The 14,795-nt window shown below is 65.7% G+C and carries 18 protein-coding genes and 1 tRNA gene; 11 read left to right on the plus strand and 8 right to left on the minus strand.

What is annotated here, in order from left to right; all coding sequences use genetic code 11:
* Nucleotides 1-137 precede the first annotated feature (137 nt).
* The gene (locus SPR01S_RS14105) at nucleotides 138-1,355 is read left to right on the plus strand and encodes a UbiH/UbiF/VisC/COQ6 family ubiquinone biosynthesis hydroxylase (protein ID WP_066590486.1); all 1,218 of its coding nucleotides are present in this window, start codon (nucleotides 138-140) and stop codon (nucleotides 1,353-1,355) included.
* Nucleotides 1,356-1,389: 34 nt separating this feature from the next.
* On the opposite strand, the gene SPR01S_RS14110 is transcribed toward SPR01S_RS14105, so the two are convergent.
* Entirely contained in the window at nucleotides 1,390-1,797 is a 408-nt protein-coding gene (locus tag SPR01S_RS14110) for a low affinity iron permease family protein (protein ID WP_066590487.1), read from the minus strand.
* A 67-nt stretch (nucleotides 1,798-1,864) separates the two neighbouring features.
* Here SPR01S_RS14110 and aguB point away from each other — a divergent pair, with 67 nt between their 5' ends.
* On the plus strand, nucleotides 1,865-2,713 hold the full coding sequence (aguB, locus tag SPR01S_RS14115; RefSeq protein WP_066590520.1) for an N-carbamoylputrescine amidase: 849 nt from the start codon (nucleotides 1,865-1,867) through the stop codon (nucleotides 2,711-2,713).
* 108 nt (nucleotides 2,714-2,821) lie between these two features.
* Here the strand turns inward: aguB and SPR01S_RS14120 are convergent, their stop codons facing one another.
* Nucleotides 2,822-3,445: a glutathione S-transferase family protein gene (locus tag SPR01S_RS14120; protein ID WP_066590488.1), complete on the minus strand. Its 624-nt coding sequence runs from the start codon at nucleotides 3,443-3,445 to the stop codon at nucleotides 2,822-2,824.
* Between the two features lie 143 nt (nucleotides 3,446-3,588).
* Between SPR01S_RS14120 and SPR01S_RS14125 the strand changes: the two genes are divergently transcribed.
* Nucleotides 3,589-4,461 (plus strand): sigma-70 family RNA polymerase sigma factor, encoded by an 873-nt coding sequence (locus tag SPR01S_RS14125; RefSeq protein WP_066590489.1) that lies wholly within the window; start codon nucleotides 3,589-3,591, stop codon nucleotides 4,459-4,461.
* A gap of 25 nt (nucleotides 4,462-4,486) precedes the next feature.
* On the opposite strand, the gene SPR01S_RS14130 is transcribed toward SPR01S_RS14125, so the two are convergent.
* Nucleotides 4,487-4,744: a hypothetical protein gene (locus SPR01S_RS14130; protein ID WP_066590490.1), complete on the minus strand. Its 258-nt coding sequence runs from the start codon at nucleotides 4,742-4,744 to the stop codon at nucleotides 4,487-4,489.
* Between the two features lie 104 nt (nucleotides 4,745-4,848).
* On the opposite strand from SPR01S_RS14130, the gene SPR01S_RS14135 reads away from it, so the two are divergent.
* Together SPR01S_RS14135 and SPR01S_RS14140 are read left to right on the plus strand one after the other, a co-directional pair.
* A complete protein-coding gene (locus SPR01S_RS14135; protein ID WP_066590491.1) occupies nucleotides 4,849-5,175 on the plus strand; it encodes an ArsR/SmtB family transcription factor in 327 nt (108 codons plus the stop codon).
* Nucleotides 5,168-5,623, plus strand: a complete 456-nt coding sequence (locus tag SPR01S_RS14140; protein ID WP_066590492.1) for an SRPBCC family protein — start codon at nucleotides 5,168-5,170, stop codon at nucleotides 5,621-5,623. Before SPR01S_RS14135 ends, SPR01S_RS14140 begins: the two co-directional genes overlap by 8 nt.
* 8 nt (nucleotides 5,624-5,631) lie before the next feature.
* Here SPR01S_RS14140 and SPR01S_RS14145 read toward each other — a convergent pair whose 3' ends face one another.
* Nucleotides 5,632-6,291 carry a uracil-DNA glycosylase gene (locus tag SPR01S_RS14145; RefSeq protein ID WP_066590493.1) on the minus strand — a complete coding sequence of 220 codons (660 nt, stop codon included), beginning with the start codon at nucleotides 6,289-6,291 and terminating at the stop codon, nucleotides 5,632-5,634.
* Between the two features lie 26 nt (nucleotides 6,292-6,317).
* On the opposite strand from SPR01S_RS14145, the gene folK reads away from it, so the two are divergent.
* Nucleotides 6,318-6,785 (plus strand): 2-amino-4-hydroxy-6-hydroxymethyldihydropteridine diphosphokinase, encoded by a 468-nt coding sequence (gene folK / locus SPR01S_RS14150; RefSeq protein ID WP_066590494.1) that lies wholly within the window; start codon nucleotides 6,318-6,320, stop codon nucleotides 6,783-6,785.
* On the opposite strand, the gene SPR01S_RS14155 is transcribed toward folK, so the two are convergent.
* The gene (locus tag SPR01S_RS14155; RefSeq protein WP_066590495.1) at nucleotides 6,782-7,117 is read right to left on the minus strand and encodes a DUF4190 domain-containing protein; all 336 of its coding nucleotides are present in this window, start codon (nucleotides 7,115-7,117) and stop codon (nucleotides 6,782-6,784) included. The genes folK and SPR01S_RS14155 overlap by 4 nt on opposite strands.
* A 108-nt stretch (nucleotides 7,118-7,225) precedes the next feature.
* Here SPR01S_RS14155 and SPR01S_RS14160 point away from each other — a divergent pair.
* Nucleotides 7,226-7,301 (plus strand) — tRNA-Lys (locus tag SPR01S_RS14160).
* Between the two features lie 214 nt (nucleotides 7,302-7,515).
* Here SPR01S_RS14160 and galE read toward each other — a convergent pair.
* Nucleotides 7,516-8,511, minus strand: a complete 996-nt coding sequence (gene galE / locus SPR01S_RS14165; protein ID WP_066590496.1) for a UDP-glucose 4-epimerase GalE — start codon at nucleotides 8,509-8,511, stop codon at nucleotides 7,516-7,518.
* Between the two features lie 81 nt (nucleotides 8,512-8,592).
* Here galE and msrA point away from each other — a divergent pair, with 81 nt between their 5' ends.
* Nucleotides 8,593-9,141: a peptide-methionine (S)-S-oxide reductase MsrA gene (msrA, locus tag SPR01S_RS14170; protein WP_066590497.1), complete on the plus strand. Its 549-nt coding sequence runs from the start codon at nucleotides 8,593-8,595 to the stop codon at nucleotides 9,139-9,141.
* A gap of 117 nt (nucleotides 9,142-9,258) precedes the next feature.
* On the opposite strand, the gene aqpZ is transcribed toward msrA, so the two are convergent.
* Together aqpZ and SPR01S_RS14180 are read right to left on the minus strand one after the other, a co-directional pair.
* Nucleotides 9,259-9,984, minus strand: a complete 726-nt coding sequence (aqpZ, locus tag SPR01S_RS14175; protein ID WP_066590498.1) for an aquaporin Z — start codon at nucleotides 9,982-9,984, stop codon at nucleotides 9,259-9,261.
* Nucleotides 9,985-10,098: 114 nt separating this feature from the next.
* Entirely contained in the window at nucleotides 10,099-11,076 is a 978-nt protein-coding gene (locus SPR01S_RS14180; protein ID WP_066590499.1) for an L-threonylcarbamoyladenylate synthase, read from the minus strand.
* Nucleotides 11,077-11,117: 41 nt separating this feature from the next.
* On the opposite strand from SPR01S_RS14180, the gene SPR01S_RS14185 reads away from it, so the two are divergent.
* The 3 genes from SPR01S_RS14185 to SPR01S_RS14195 all read left to right on the plus strand — a co-directional run bounded on the left by SPR01S_RS14185 (nucleotide 11,118) and on the right by SPR01S_RS14195 (nucleotide 14,773).
* Nucleotides 11,118-12,836 (plus strand): acyl-CoA dehydrogenase, encoded by a 1,719-nt coding sequence (locus SPR01S_RS14185; RefSeq protein WP_066590500.1) that lies wholly within the window; start codon nucleotides 11,118-11,120, stop codon nucleotides 12,834-12,836.
* Nucleotides 12,833-13,651, plus strand: a complete 819-nt coding sequence (locus SPR01S_RS14190; protein WP_066590501.1) for an arylamine N-acetyltransferase family protein — start codon at nucleotides 12,833-12,835, stop codon at nucleotides 13,649-13,651. Before SPR01S_RS14185 ends, SPR01S_RS14190 begins: the two co-directional genes overlap by 4 nt.
* A gap of 291 nt (nucleotides 13,652-13,942) precedes the next feature.
* A complete protein-coding gene (locus SPR01S_RS14195) occupies nucleotides 13,943-14,773 on the plus strand; it encodes a hypothetical protein (RefSeq protein ID WP_066590502.1) in 831 nt (276 codons plus the stop codon).
* The last annotated feature ends 22 nt before the right edge of the window (nucleotides 14,774-14,795 follow it).

Consider the following 14,795-nt stretch of genomic DNA (forward strand, 5'->3'; position numbering starts at 1 on the left):
AGGCCTCAAGCGACGAACGTGAGGGGGGCCCCTCCACCGCGCGGCTGGCGCCGCGCGGTCCCCCTCCCCGTGGACGGGGAGGATTTGCGTTCCTCGCCCCATTGCCGGTCTCAACCTCAAGTCGTAGGGCGTTCGGCATGTCTCAGGCGGATCTTCTCATCCTCGGCAGCGGGCTGGTCGGCAGCGCGCTGGCAGTCGCGGCCGATGCGCACGGCATCACCAGCATCGTGGTCGATCCCGCCGATCCGACGGTGATCACCGCGGCCGGGTTCGACGGTCGCGCCTCGGCGATCGCCAGCGCGCCGATGAACATGCTGCGCGCGATCGGGGTGGCCGACCGGCTGACCGGCAAAGGATGCCCGATCGAAGGAATCCGCGTGTCCGACGGGCTCGAACCCGGGGCGCTCGATTTCGTGCCGCGGGACGGCGAGTCCGCGCTCGGCACGATGTTCGAGAATCGCGATCTCAGGATCGCCTTGCTCGACGCCGCCGGAGCGGCACCGGGCGTAGATCTCCGGATGCAGACGCGCGCTGTGGCGGTCGACCGCGACGAAACGGGCGTCCGCGCGACCCTGAGCGACGGCAGCCAGGTGCGCGCGTCGCTGCTGATCGGGGCGGAAGGACGCAATTCGCCGACGCGCGAGGCGGCCGGGCTCAACGTCGCGCGCTGGACCTACGACCATGTCGCTTTGGTCACCTCGATCGGGCACGAGCATAGCCACGACAATGTCGCTTATGAGATCTTCTATCCGGAAGGCCCGTTCGCGATCCTGCCGCTCAACGACGACGAACGCGGGCATCGCTCGGCGATCGTCTGGTCGGTGCGCGGTGCCCAGGGACCGGGCATGCAGAAGCTCGGCGATCGCGGCTATATGGCCGAGCTCGAGCGCAAGATGGGCGGTTTCCTTGGCGAGATCACCTGGCTCGGCCCGCGTTTTGCCTATCCGCTGGGTTTCCATCATGCCGCGACGATCACCGGAGAGCGGCTGGCGCTGGTCGGCGACGCCGCGCACGGCATCCATCCGATTGCCGGACAGGGTGTCAATGTCGGCTTCCGCGACGTCGCCGCCTTGGTCGAGGTTCTGGTCGACGGCAAGCGGATCGGGCTCGACCCGGGCGACCGCGCGCTGCTGACGCGCTACGAACGCTGGCGCAGCCTCGATACCTTCATGGTCGCGGCAGCGACCGACGGGCTGACCCGATTGTTCGGAATTCCCGGCAAGACCGCCAGCGCGGTCCGGCGATTCGGACTATCGGCGGTGCAGCACGTGCCTACACTCAAGGAGCGCTTCATCGCCGAAGCGCGCGGCGAATCGGGCGCGCTGCCGAAGCTGCTCGCGGGGCTGACGGTTTAGCGTTGAAGCCGATCGCAAGGCGATAGCCCGCGCCTCACAAGCGCGAGATCAGTCGCGCGAACGAGGCATGGTCGCTCCCGTGGTCGCCATCACCTCCGCATAGCTGTTCGAGCTTCGCCTTGATCTGTTCGAGTTGCTGTTGCGACAAATGCTCGATCCCGACGAACTCGTTGCGTGGACCTTTGAGCGCGCGGATCAACTCGTCGAGCTTGGCCTGGATCGCTGATCCGTCGCGATTCTGCGCATTCTGGATCAGGAATACCATCAGGAAGGTGACGATGGTGGTGCCGGTGTTGATGATCAGCTGCCACGTATCCGAATAATGAAAGATCGGTCCGGTCACGCCCCAGACGATGATGACTGCCAGCGCCAGCATGAAGGCGGGCGGGCGTCCGCTCCAGTTCGCGACCTTGCCCGCGATCGTCTCGAAAATGCGTTCCATCCGCCGCTCCTCTTGAACCTGCGACGGGGACTGCCACTTTCCACCCTTCCCCGCTATGGCAGAGGTCATGACCCAGATAAGCGTCGCCGCGCTCCAGCTCGCCTTCTCCGATGATATCGAGGCGAATATCGCCAACGTCTCGCGCATGGTCCGCGAGGCGGCGGGCAAGGGCGCGCAAGTGATCCTGCCGCCCGAATTGTTCGAAGGCGAATATTTCTGCCGCGTCGAGGATGAAGGGCTGTTCGCCAATGCGCGCCCGACCGCCGAGCATCGCGCGGTCCAGGCGATGCAGGCGCTCGCCGCCGAGTTGAAAGTGTGGATCCCGACCAGCTTCTTCGAAGCCGACGGTCCGCATCATTACAACAGCCTGGCGATGGTCAATCCCGACGGCAAGGTCGCCGGCGTCTATCGCAAGAGCCACATTCCCGATGGCCCGGGCTATGAGGAGAAATTCTATTTCCGCCCCGGCAATACCGGGTTCAAAGTGTGGGACGGACCGTCGGCCAAGCTCGGCGTCGGGGTGTGCTGGGACCAATGGTATCCCGAAACCGCGCGCGCGATGATGCTGATGGGCGCGGAGATCCTGTTCTACCCGACCGCGATCGGCAGCGAGCCGCATGACGAGGGCCTCGATACCGCGCGGCTCTGGCGCCGGGCGATGGTCGGGCATGCGGTGTCGAACGTCGTGCCGGTGGTCGCCGCCAACCGCATCGGCACCGAGCACGGCCAGACCTTCTACGGCACCAGCTTCATCACCGACGAGCGCGGCGACATCTTGGCCGAACTCGACCGCGAGGAGGAAGGGGTGATCACCGCGACGCTCGACCTCGATCGCGTCAAGCGCCACCGCGCCGCCTTCGGTTTCTTCCGCGACCGCCGGCCGGAGCTGTACGGCCGGCTGGTCCAGGACATCTGATCGCGCCGAGAGCATCGCGCGGATAAGTGGGTACTGGTTTTCCGCAAAAGCGATTCGACCACAAATAAGTAGGGCCGGGCGCCGCGTGGTTACGGCGCCCGACGGCATTCACGCCGCGACCGCCATGCGCGGCGTGCCCAGTGCCTTTTGCCATGCCGGCAGCAGCGCGATCGTATCGTAGAAGCGCTGCACGTTCGGATAGGCGTCGAAGTCGATCGGCATCGCGTCGCGATACGGCTCGGCCGAGGCGATCGCGAAATCGGCGAAGCTCAGCCGGTCGCCCAGCACGAATTCGCGAGTCGCGAGATGAGCGTCGAGCACCGGCAGCAGGCGCGCCGCCTGCACCAGCGCATCGTCGACCAATGGCTGGTTGGTCTCACCCCAGCCCAATTGCGGCCTCACGACCGATTCGAAGAAGATCGTGCCGAGCGCCTTGTTGTAATGCACGCCTTCCCACAGCAGCCAACGCAGCATGTCGAGCCGCTGGCGGCCTTCGGCTGGGATCATTGCACTGCCCTCGGCGAGATAGAGCCCGATCGCGTTCGATTCCCACAGCACGAAATCGCCGTCGACCAGGGTCGGCGCAAGGCGATTGGGATTGATCGCGGCATAAGCGTCGGACTGGACCTGTTCGACGGTCATGGCGTCAATCTCGACCGGCAAGTCGAGATGGTGGATCAGCGCCAATACCTTGCGGGAATTGAGCGATTTGGTCAGCGCATAGAGCTTCATGTCAGTCTCCGTCGAACGGGGCAGCCCAGCGCCGCCCGCTATCGTCAAGGACGGCGGCTCGGCGAAAAAGGATTCGCGCGGCCGAATCGTTTTCGGGGCCGCCATCGTCTATCCCGATAGAAGACTGGCGGATGGCGAGAGACATGACGGACGAGAAGGATCGGGCCCGGGTCGAGGCAATGCTGGTCGAACTGCGGCCCGCGCTGCATCGCTATGCCGCGCGGATGGTGGGATCGGTGCTCGACGGCGAGGATGTGGTGCAGGACGCGATCGCGCGGGCAATGGCGGCGCTGGATCGTACACCGCCCGAGGGTGATGGCACCGGCTGGGCGTTCCGCATCGCGCACAATGCCGCGATCGATCATTTGCGCGCACGCGCGCGCCGCGCCGGCGAACAGGAGATCCAGGAGGAGGATATAGTTTCGGAGGGAGACGAGGCCGCGCGCCGGGTTGCCGCGGGCGCCGCGCTGGCGGTCTTCATGCACCTGCCGCCGCTGCAGCGCGGGACCGTCATCCTGAAGGACGTATTAGGCTATTCGAACGAGGAAGCGGCGGGGATTCTCGACACCACCCTGGCCGCGACCAAGGCGGCGCTGCATCGCGGTCGCGCCCGCCTGCGGATCCTGGCCGACGCGCCGGCTCCCCCGCCGCCCGCCGATCCCGGCGACGTGATCCGCCTGCAGACCTATGTCGATCGTTTCAATGCGCGCGATTTCGATGCGATCCGGGCGATGCTCGCCGATGACGTGCGGTTCGACCTGGTGGCGCGCATGACGCGGGGCCGTGCGGCATTCGAGACCTATTTCACGCGTTATACCGAAATGACGTCATGGCGCCTGTCGGTCGGCATGATCGAAGGTCGCCCCGCGGCGATCGTCCACGATCCCGCCGATCCGGCAGGACCGCCGACTGGACTGATCGTGATTGACTGGGCCGACGGCCGCATCGTCCGGCTGCGCGATTTCTATCACGCGCGCTACGTGCTCCGCGACGCGGCGATCTCGCTGGTGGCGTGACGCGCGCGAAGGGCTGGGTGGCCCTTCAGCGCTTCCGCTTAGCCTTCGGCGCTGTCCTGGGCCGCGACTTGCCGCGTCGGAGCAGGAACGCGGCCAGCCCGCCGACCGCTGCGACCCCCGCCGCCGCGATGGCGCCGCCGACCAGCAGCATCCGCGGCGGACCGGACGGCTCCTCTGGCTCGGATTCGGGAGCGGGCGGCGGCGCGGTGTGATGCTCGTGCGGCGGCTCGGCGATCGGATAGGGCGACTGATTGTCGGGCGGAACGGGCGGTTCGTGGGTCATGCCCGAAACAACCGACGAGTACGGGCGAAGTTCAACCAAGCCCCGCTAGATATGCAACCATAGGGTTGCATATCTCGGGAAAGGCAACTATTAGGTTGCCTGTCATGCCGACAGACGACGATATCTTCCGGGCCTTGGCCGATCCCAGCAGACGGCGGCTTCTCGATCGCTTGCATCTGGCCGACGGCCAGTCGCTCGGCGACTTGTGCGCAGGCCTCGCCATGACGCGCCAGGCCGTGGCCAAGCATCTCGCCACCCTGGAGGCCGCCAATCTCGTCGTTGCGGTCCGGCAGGGCCGGGAAAAGCACCATTTCATCAACCGCGTGCCGATCAACGAAATCGCCGAACGCTGGATCGGCAAGTTCGATCAGCCGCGTCTGAGCGCGCTGTCCGCGCTCAAGCGAAATCTCGAAGGAGAAGAAAATGACTGACCATGCGCAGAGCAGCTTCGTCTACGTGACCTACGTCAAGACCAGCCCGGACCGGTTGTGGGAAGCGCTGATCGACCCCGATTTCGTCGCGCAATATTGGCTCGGCAATCGGCCCGAGGCGGACTGGCGGCTCGGCGGCAGCTGGAAACTGCTGTTCCCCGACGGTCGCATCGCCGATCAGGGCGAGATCGTTGCGTTCGAACCGGCGAAGCGCCTCGGCATCCGCTGGCGCAACGAGTGGAAGCCCGAGTTCAATGCCGAGGGCTATTCGGTCTGCATGATGGAATTGGAACCGGTCGGAGACGGCGTGAAGCTCAGCGTCACGCACAGCATCGAGCGCGCCGATTCGCAGTTCATCGCCGCTGTGTCCGGCGGCTGGCCGAAAATCCTCTCCAATCTGAAATCACTGATCGAAACCGGGACGGTGGTGCTGCCCAACAAGCCCTGATCGGATGGTCAGGCGCCGCGCAATGCGATCGCCCGCGCGAACACCGCCTCGAACATCTCGGCGGTCAGCCGGCCGGTGTTCGTGTTGTAGCGCGAGCAATGATAGCTATCGATCAGCATCCGGCCATCGGGCATGCGATGTTCGGCGAGATGGGCGAAACGGCATTTGGGAAGCTTGCCGCCGAGCACCTTGACCGCCGATTGGTGCGCGATCTGCCCCAGCGCGACGAATATGCGGGCATTGGGCAGCGCCTGGGCCTGTCCCGCCAGGAACGGGCGGCAGGTGTGGATTTCCTGGGGTGTCGGCTTGTTCTCGGGCGGCAGGCATTTGACCGAGTTGCAGATGATCACGCCGTCGAGCGCCAGCCCGTCATCGGGGCGCGATTGATAGGTGCCGCGCGTGAACCCGAATTTGGCGAGCGTCGCGAACAACAGGTCGCCCGCATAATCGCCGGTGAACGGCCGCCCGGTGCGGTTCGCGCCGTACTTGCCGGGGGCGAGGCCGACGATGCACAGCCAGCCCTGGGGATCGCCGAACGCCGGCACCGGGGCATTCCACCAATCGGGTTGCTCGGCGCGCAGTTGCTCGCGGAACGCCACCAGGCGCGGGCAGCGCGGGCAATCGTGCGGCGGTTCGGTGTCGGGGATCGGGCCGGGTGCAAAGTCCATGCGCTTGCGGTAGGCCCCGCGACGTCATGCCGTCCAGCTATGTCATCGCCTTGGGATCCAACCGCCGCGGCCGCCACGGCATGCCCGCCGACGAGGTGCGCGCTGCGCTGGCGGCGCTGGCGGCAAGCGGCGGCGCTGTCGTCATGACGTCGCCCCTGATCACTACTGCACCGCTCGGCCCGGCGCGGCGGCGCTTCGTCAATGCCGCGGCTTTGGTCGAGAGCGACGACACCCCGCCCGAAATGCTCGCGCGGTTGAAGGCGATTGAGGCGGCGTTCGGACGGCGATGCGGCCAGCGCTGGACCGACCGCGTGATTGATCTCGACATCATCCTGTGGTCGGGCGGCGCCTGGGCGAGCGACGGGCTGACCGTGCCGCATCCCGAATTCCGCCGCCGCGACTTCGTGCTCCGGCCGCTCGTCGCGATCGTCCCGGACTGGCGCGATCCGGTTACTCGATTGACGGTCCGTCAATTGGCTGCGCGCCTATTCTAGAGGCTGCGCGCGCTTCCCACCGACGCGATCGCCGCGCCGAACAGAACCAGCCACAACAGACAGACGATCAACGCGAGCCCGCCGGTCACCAGCCCGCCGATCGCAAGCCCCTTGCCGGTGGTGCTCTTCAGTCCGATTCCACCGGTGATGAGCGCGGCGGGCGCGAGCAGCCAGGAGATCAGCCCGATAATCGGAATGATCGAACAGACCAGGCCCAATATGCCGAGCACCAGCGACGCGGTCGCCGCGCCCGACCCGTCGGAGACCATGGGTTCGGGATAATAAGGAACCGGGCGCACCGACGGGCGCATCGGATCGGGATCGCTGGCCATGATGCCCCTTATCGCTGCAATTCGGCATGGCTAGCGGCGGCGGCGCCCGATGCCAAGCCGCGCAATGGTTGACCCGGCGCGCCCCTACCCCTAAGCGCCGCGACGCTGGGGTCCGTAGCTCAGTCGGTAGAGCAAGCGACTTTTAATCGAGAGGTCCCGGGTTCGAATCCCGGCGGACCCACCAGCATTTCTCGCAGCGACGTGTTGCCTTCCTCTCCCCTGCGGGAGAGGGATACAGAGATTGGGTCCATAAGGACCCTAGTCGGAGTTGGGAGAGGGGTGCGGTCGCAACGCGACCGCGCGGAGCTTCGCTCCGCTTCCCCTCTCCCAGCTCCGCTAGCGAGCAAGCTCGCAAGCTTCACTATCCTCTCCCGCAAGGGGAGAGGATTTTGGGTGACTCACCCCCGTTCCGCCAACTTGCGCTCCCACGCCAGCGCGTCGCGGACGATGCGGTCGAGATCGTCGTACTGCGGCCGCCACGGCAGGGTCGCCAGGATACGGCGATTGTCCGACACCAATTCCGCCGGATCGCCAGCACGGCGTCCCTGCAGCACGCGCTTGACCTCGTGATTGGTCACGCGGTCGACTGCGTCGAGCACCTGCAGCACCGAATAGCCATGGCCGTAACCGGCGTTCATCGTCAGGCTCTCGCCCGGTTCGGCGATCAGCCGGTCGAGTGCATGGACGTGCGCGGCGGCGAGGTCGCTGACATGGATATAGTCGCGCACGCCGGTGCCATCGGCAGTGGCGAAATCGGTGCCGAACACGCCGACATGGTCGCGCTTGCCGGTCGCCGCCTCGACCGCGACCTTGATCAGGTGCGTGGCGCCCGCGGTCGACTGACCCGACCGGCCCTGGGGGTCGGCGCCGGCGACGTTGAAATAGCGCAGCGCGCAATAGTTGATCGGATGCGCGGCGGCGACGTCCTTCAACATCGCCTCGGTCATCAGCTTGGACATGCCATAGGGATTAATCGGCAGCTTGGGATCGTCCTCCGCCACCGGCACGCGCTCGGGCGTGCCATAGGTCGCCGCGGTCGAGCTGAAGATGAAATGCTTGACGCCCGACACCACCGCGCTTTCGATCAGCGCGCGGCTGGCGACGGTGTTGTTGCGGTAATATTTGAGCGGGTTCTCGACCGATTCGGGCACCACTACCGATCCGGCGAAATGCATCACCGCCAGCACATCGTGCTCGCGCATCGCGGCGCGGACCTTGTCATCATCCTCGATATTGGCGACGACCAGGGCGGCGCGCGGATCGACCGCCCAGTCGAACCCGGTAACGAGGTTGTCGACCACCACCACGTCCCATCCGGCATCGAGCAGCGCCAGCACCGCGTGGCTGCCGATATAGCCCGCGCCGCCCGTGACCAGCACCTTGCCCTTGCTCATTCGCGCATCCTTCTCGCCGGCCCTTTGCCGCTGGGCGCGCCGTACCTATGTTTAGGGCAACTTGAAAAGGGAGTGACTCGAATGTCCCTCAAATATGCGACGCTTGCCGGCGGCTGCTTCTGGTGCACCGAGGCGGTGTATAACGACGTGATCGGGGTCGAGAGCGTCGAAAGCGGCTATATCGGCGGCACGGTCGCCAACCCGACCTACAGACAGGTTTGCGGCGGCGACACCGGCCATGCCGAGGCGATCCGGGTCGGATTCGATCCGGCGCAGATTTCCTATGCCGACCTGCTCGACATCTTCTTCGCGACGCACGATCCGACCACGCTCAATCGCCAGGGCAACGACGTCGGTACGCAATATCGCTCGGCGATCTTCCCGCACGACGCGGCGCAGGAGGCAGAGGCCAAGGCGGCGATCGCGCGCAACGCGGCCAATTGGCCCGACCCGATCGTGACGACGATCGAGCCGCTGGGCGAATGGTATCCGGCGGAGGATTATCACCAGGAATATTGGGACGGCGAAGGTCAGCGTAATCCGTACTGCCTGGCGGTAATCCCTCCCAAGCTGAAGAAGCTGCGCAAGAGCTTCGCCGCGCGGTCGAAGGCGGAAGCCGCGACGGCTTGACAGCAAAAATCCCCCTCCCGCTTGCGGGAGGGGTTAGGGGAGGGCGTGTCCCCCCCCGACGGGCCGTGTGACAGACCCTCCCCCTGCCCCTCCCGCAAGCGGGAGGGGAGAATGGGCTTACAGCGCCGCGCCTTCCACCGGCGGCCTGACCGTCGCGTCGGCGCCGAGCGCCTTGTAGACCACACCGCCCAGAATCCCGCCGATCAAAGGCGCGACCCAGAAGACCCAGAGTTGCTCGATCGCCCACCCGCCGACGACCAGAGCCTGGCCGGTCGACCGCGCCGGATTGACCGAGGTGTTGGTCACCGGGATCGAGACGAGGTGGATCAGGGTCAGCGCGAGCCCGATCGCGATCGGCGCGAACCCTGCCGGCGCGCGCGTATCGGTCGCGCCCATGATCACGACCAGGAACATGAAGGTCATGACGATCTCCATCGTCACGCCGGCAACCAGGGAATATTTGCCGGGCGAATGCTCGCCGAAGCCGTTGGCGGCGAAACCGCCGAGCTGGAAGCCCGCCGTCCCTGAGGCGATGAAATAGAGCAGATAGGCGGCGATCACCGCGCCCAGCACCTGCGCGATGACGTAGAGCGGGATATCCTTGCCGGGGAAACGTCCGCCGGCCCACAGACCGAGCGTCACGGCCGGGTTGAGGTGGCAACCCGATATATGTCCGATCGTATAGGCCATCGTCAGTACGGTCAGGCCGAAAGCCAAAGCGACGCCGGCGAAGCCGATGCCGCTGGCGGGGAAATTACAGGCCAGAACCGCGGCGCCGCAGCCACCGAAAACGAGCCAGAACGTGCCGATCAGCTCGGCCAATCCGCGTTGGATGTTCGTCATACGCCCCTCTCCTTGTTCGTGCCGCCTGTACGGAACGAGTGCCGGGACGGCCCGATGAATACGGAGACTAAACCTCGTTTCGGCTGTGTAAAGATTTAAACTCTTGTTTTGCAGTCATTCCCGATGCGATGCACGACGCAGCCGGTCGTTGATCGCGACGCCGATCCCCTCATTGGGCACCGGCGCGATCGCGATTTTCGGCTGCGATGAAGCGTCGCCACGGTGCAACGCGTCGAACAGATTGGCCGCCGCTTCGGCCAGGTCGCCGCTTGGCGAGAGATTGTCGTCGCCCCCGGTCGCGGCGAACCCGATCATCCATTCGTCCTCGGCCGCGCGCGGCGCATCGATCCGCAAGGGTTTGCGCGGCGCGTAATGTGCGAGCAACTGGCCGGGCGATTCGATCTGCTCGGGCTGGCTGTCGTCCTCGCCGGTATCGAAGCGATCGAGCTTGACGCCCGGGCGGGTAATCGCCGCGCGCACCTCGTCGATCGTCACCGGCCCGTGGCGCAGGATGCGCGTCATGCCGAACACTTCGCGCACGATGGTCGATTCGATTCCCTGGCTGGTCGGCCCGTCGTCGAGGATCAGCGGAATACGCCCGTCGAGACTGGCCGCGACATGCTCGGCGCGCGTCGGGCTGATCGATCCAGAGGCATTGGCCGAGGGCGCGGCGAGCGGCCGCCCGCTGGCTTCGAGCAACGCGCGCATCGCGCGGTGGCGCGGTACGCGGATTGCGATCGTTTCCAGCCCCGCGGTCACCAGCGAGGCGATCTGCGCTGACGGCTTGAGCGGCAGGACCAGAGTCAGCGGCCCCGGCCAGAACGCCTCGGCCAGCGCATCGGCGCGCCGGTCGAACGCCGCCAGCTTCTTAGCCTCGGCGATATCGGCAACATGGACGATCAACGGATTGAAGCTCGGCCGCCCCTTGGCCTCGTAAACCGCGGTGACTGCCGCGGCGTTGGTCGCGTCGGCGGCCAGGCCATAGACGGTTTCGGTCGGCACCGCGACGCAGGCGCCTTGCCGGATCAGTGCCGCCGCTTCGGCGACAGAATCGGCTCCGTAAGGTAAAGTGCGGGTGAGTTGCGCGGCCATGGCGGGGGGCTATAGCGCGTCGGATCAGGAGAGGAAGCCGCATGCCCTTCAATCCCGCCGTTCGTGAGCAGCGTTTCGTGCTCGATCATGTCGCCCAGCTGGCCGATCTTGCCGCCACCGAGCGCTTCGCCGACGCCACGCCCGACCTGGTCGATGCGGTGCTCGAAGGCGCCGGCGCGTTCGCCGCGGGCGAATGGGCGCCGCTGGCGCGGGCGGGCGATACCGAGGGGCCCAAATGGACTCCCGAGGGGGTCAGGATGCCGGCCGGCTATCCCGAGGCCTATCGCGCCTATGTCGAAGGGGGCTGGGGCACGATCGGCGCGCCGGGCGATTTCGGCGGCCAGGGCCTGCCGTTCGTGCTGGCGAGCGCGGTGCTGGAGACCCTCGGCGCCGCGAACATGGGCTTCGCGTTGGCGCCGACCCTGACCGTCGGTGCGATCGAGGCGCTGCTCCACCACGGCACGCCCGAACAGCAGGCGGCGTATCTGCCGCATCTCGCGACCGGCGCCTGGACCGGCACGATGAACCTGACCGAGCCCCAGGCAGGGTCCGATGTCGGCGCGCTGCGCAGCCGCGCCGAGCCGGCGGGCGACGGCAAGTGGAAGATTTCGGGCACCAAGATCTTCATCTCGTTCGGCGATCACGACATGGCCGACAATATCGTCCATCTCGTCCTCGCCCGCACGCCGGGCGCCCCTGAGGGGACGCGGGGGATCTCGCTGTTCCTGGTGCCCAAATATCGCCTCGATGCCGACGGCAAGCCCGGCGACTTCAACGACGTCCGTGTCGTTTCGATCGAGCACAAGATGGGGCTGCACGCCTCGCCGACCTGCGTACTGTCGTTCGGCGACAATGGCGATTGCATCGGCGAGCTGATCGGCGCGGAGAATGCCGGCATGCGCGCGATGTTCACGATGATGAACAATGCGCGCCTCAATGTCGGGCTGCAGGGCGTGCAGGTGGCGGAGGCTGCGACGCAGAAAGCGGTCGATTATGCCCGCGAGCGTATCCAGTCGGCGCGCGCCGGATCGCCCGACAAGACCCCGGTCGCGATCGTCGAGCATCCCGATGTGCGCCGCATGCTGATGCGGATGAAGGCGCAGACCCAGGCGGCGCGCGCGCTGGTCTATCTCGCGGCCGGGATGGTCGACCGCGCGGGGCTGGGTGACGAAGCGGCCAGGGACCGGCTCGAAATCCTGACCCCGCTCGCCAAGGCGCATGGCACCGATCTCGGTAACGAGGTCGCCTCGCTCGGCGTCCAAATCCATGGCGGCATGGGCTATATCGAGGAGACCGGTGCCGCGCAGTTCTTCCGCGATGCCCGCATCACCCCGATCTACGAAGGCACCAATGGTATCCAGGCCGCCGATCTGGTCGGGCGCAAGCTCAGCCTGTCGAACGGCGCGGCGTTCGCGACGTTGATCGCCGATATGCGCGCCGAGGCCGAGGATTCGGCGCTGCGCATGCTGATCGACGCTTGTGACGAAATCGGGCGGCGGCTGGCGACGGCCGGTGCCGACGATCGTCTCGCGGCGAGCTATCCGTTCCTGACGATGCTGTCGGTCGCGGTCTGCGGCTGGCTGATGGAGCGTCAGGGGCGTGCGGCGGCCGATGGCGATGACGATTTTCTGCGCATGAAGCGCGCGGTGTGCGGCTTCTATGTCGCGCAGATCGTACCCGAGGCGCTCGGCCTTCACGCCGCGGCGACCGCGCCGGCATCTTCATTGTACCAACTTCCGGCGGAGCTGTTCGCCGCATGAGTTTCGACCTCGACGCCTATTTCGAGCGCATCCGCCTCGGCGACCGTCCAGCCTGCGATCTCGATGGGCTGGCGACGGTGCAGCGTGCGCATCGCCTCGCCATTCCGTTCGAGAATCTCGACATCCGGCTCGGCCGCGGAATCGCGATCGACAGCGACTCGGTGTTCGCCAAGCTCGTGACACGCCGGCGCGGCGGCTATTGTTTCGAACAGAACCGGTTGTTCTGCGACGCGCTGACGGCACTCGGCTTCGTCGTCCGTCCGTTGCTCGCGCGCGTCTGGTTCGGTGCCGTGGCCACGCCGGCCCGCACCCACATGCTGCTACTGGTGACGATCGACGGTCAGGAGTGGATCGCCGATGCGGGCTTCGGCGGCAGCTATTCGCCCGTGATGCCGCTGATCGATGGCGCCGAGGCGACCGCGCCCGATGGCGCGCGGTACCGGCTGCTGCACGATCATCGTGGCTGGGTATTGTCGCGCGACGGCAATCCCGCGACCACCGACGGGCGAACGGAGAGCGACGGCTGGGTCGAACAATATAGTTTCACGCTCGATGTGGTGCCGCCGATCGACTTCGAAATGTCCAACCATTGGACCGCGACCGCACCGGGGACGCGTTTCGTCGACCTGAACGTGGTCAGCATCGTTCTCCCGCATGGTTTCGCCGCGCTGACCGACCGCGAATATCGTCGCCATTCCGCGGGGGAAGACACGGCCGGCACGATCGACGACCCGCGCGTCTATCGCATGCGCTTGAGCCTGCTGTTCGGGATCGACCTGACCGAAGAGGAAGTCGCGCGGTTGGGATTGTTCTAGACTGATGAGGCCGTCGACTTCGCGCATGACGAGTCTGGTCCAGGCGCTCGCTGCGCAGACATGTTCGCCTCGGTAATCGGCGTTCGTATCAACGGAGATCTTCTCCTCCGCGTGCCTCAGTGATCTTCGAGTGTTCCTGTAGTTGCGAGAGAATGATCGCGGTGCCGAAACAACGCGCGCCGCAACGTCGAACGCCGACAAGACCCCGATACGTGAATTGAGTACCCAGCGTGTAATTGTGCGTCGCTCCGTGTTATGCAACAGGCAAGCATAATCGGAGGGGATGGTCCGATGCCTTATCCAAAAGCTCATTATTATGTGCTGTTTGTCGTGGCGGTGATCGCTGCTGGATTTTGGCCAAGTTATTTCAGCGTGTTGGCAACGTCTCCGTGGCAATTTCATGCTCACGGCGTCATTGCAAGCCTCTGGGTGGTGATGGTCGCCGGGCAAAGCTGGACTGCGCACAGCAAATCGCGGCTGGAATTGCACCGCAGCATAGGCAAGGCCAGCCTTTTCCTTTTCCCGTTCCTGATCGCCGGGCTCTTCGCGATCATCGACCGTACGGGCAAAGGCTATGTAGCCAATGACGACCCGGTTCGCATGATGTTCGGCGGTTCGTTCCTGATGGGGATGGCGATCGCCGCCGTTGCCTATGTCGCGGTTTTTTATAACGCGCTCAAATGGCGCCGTAAGGTGTGGATCCATTCAGGCTATATGCTGACGACACCTCTGATACTTTTCGAGTCGCCATTCGGACGCCTGCTGAACCGCTTTGTCGAACCGTTCATCATTCGAGGCCCTGCCGATTTCGGACGCATTCTCACGGCCATTCTGTGGTCGATGGTGTTGGAGCTCATCGTCGTCGCGGTGCTCTGGCTGAGATACCCGGAAAAGGCGACGCCCTTCCTGGTCGCGGCGGGCTTCATCATCGCGCAGATGATCGGCATGGCGTTGTTGAACGACCTGTCTGTCCTGAAAACGCTTTTGACGGTCATTGGGCAGACACCGAGTGCCGTTGTCTGGCTGACGGGTTTCGGCATCGGGGCGCTGACAAGTTGGCGCGGCTGGCAGGCCGGCAAGCGTCCTGCGGTGCCCATGGTGGCGCAGCCAAAGCCAGCCTGAGCTACACCGCATCCAACGAGCC

Source organism: Sphingomonas pruni NBRC 15498 (genome assembly GCF_001598455.1).
Taxonomy (GTDB): domain Bacteria; phylum Pseudomonadota; class Alphaproteobacteria; order Sphingomonadales; family Sphingomonadaceae; genus Sphingomonas; species Sphingomonas pruni.

Excerpts from the sequence above, each read along its gene's own strand:
- SPR01S_RS14105 (WP_066590486.1), top strand. The coding sequence starts at position 138 with ATGTCTCAGGCGGATCTTCTCATCCTCGGCAGCGGGCTGGTCGGCAGC.
- SPR01S_RS14110 (WP_066590487.1), bottom strand. The coding sequence starts at position 1,797 with ATGGAACGCATTTTCGAGACGATCGCGGGCAAGGTCGCGAACTGGAGC.
- aguB (WP_066590520.1), top strand. The coding sequence starts at position 1,865 with ATGACCCAGATAAGCGTCGCCGCGCTCCAGCTCGCCTTCTCCGATGAT.
- SPR01S_RS14120 (WP_066590488.1), bottom strand. The coding sequence starts at position 3,445 with ATGAAGCTCTATGCGCTGACCAAATCGCTCAATTCCCGCAAGGTATTG.
- SPR01S_RS14125 (WP_066590489.1), top strand. The coding sequence starts at position 3,589 with ATGACGGACGAGAAGGATCGGGCCCGGGTCGAGGCAATGCTGGTCGAA.
- SPR01S_RS14130 (WP_066590490.1), bottom strand. The coding sequence starts at position 4,744 with ATGACCCACGAACCGCCCGTTCCGCCCGACAATCAGTCGCCCTATCCG.
- SPR01S_RS14135 (WP_066590491.1), top strand. The coding sequence starts at position 4,849 with ATGCCGACAGACGACGATATCTTCCGGGCCTTGGCCGATCCCAGCAGA.
- SPR01S_RS14140 (WP_066590492.1), top strand. The coding sequence starts at position 5,168 with ATGACTGACCATGCGCAGAGCAGCTTCGTCTACGTGACCTACGTCAAG.
- SPR01S_RS14145 (WP_066590493.1), bottom strand. The coding sequence starts at position 6,291 with ATGGACTTTGCACCCGGCCCGATCCCCGACACCGAACCGCCGCACGAT.
- folK (WP_066590494.1), top strand. The coding sequence starts at position 6,318 with ATGCCGTCCAGCTATGTCATCGCCTTGGGATCCAACCGCCGCGGCCGC.
- SPR01S_RS14155 (WP_066590495.1), bottom strand. The coding sequence starts at position 7,117 with ATGGCCAGCGATCCCGATCCGATGCGCCCGTCGGTGCGCCCGGTTCCT.
- galE (WP_066590496.1), bottom strand. The coding sequence starts at position 8,511 with ATGAGCAAGGGCAAGGTGCTGGTCACGGGCGGCGCGGGCTATATCGGC.
- msrA (WP_066590497.1), top strand. The coding sequence starts at position 8,593 with ATGTCCCTCAAATATGCGACGCTTGCCGGCGGCTGCTTCTGGTGCACC.
- aqpZ (WP_066590498.1), bottom strand. The coding sequence starts at position 9,984 with ATGACGAACATCCAACGCGGATTGGCCGAGCTGATCGGCACGTTCTGG.
- SPR01S_RS14180 (WP_066590499.1), bottom strand. The coding sequence starts at position 11,076 with ATGGCCGCGCAACTCACCCGCACTTTACCTTACGGAGCCGATTCTGTC.
- SPR01S_RS14185 (WP_066590500.1), top strand. The coding sequence starts at position 11,118 with ATGCCCTTCAATCCCGCCGTTCGTGAGCAGCGTTTCGTGCTCGATCAT.
- SPR01S_RS14190 (WP_066590501.1), top strand. The coding sequence starts at position 12,833 with ATGAGTTTCGACCTCGACGCCTATTTCGAGCGCATCCGCCTCGGCGAC.
- SPR01S_RS14195 (WP_066590502.1), top strand. The coding sequence starts at position 13,943 with ATGCCTTATCCAAAAGCTCATTATTATGTGCTGTTTGTCGTGGCGGTG.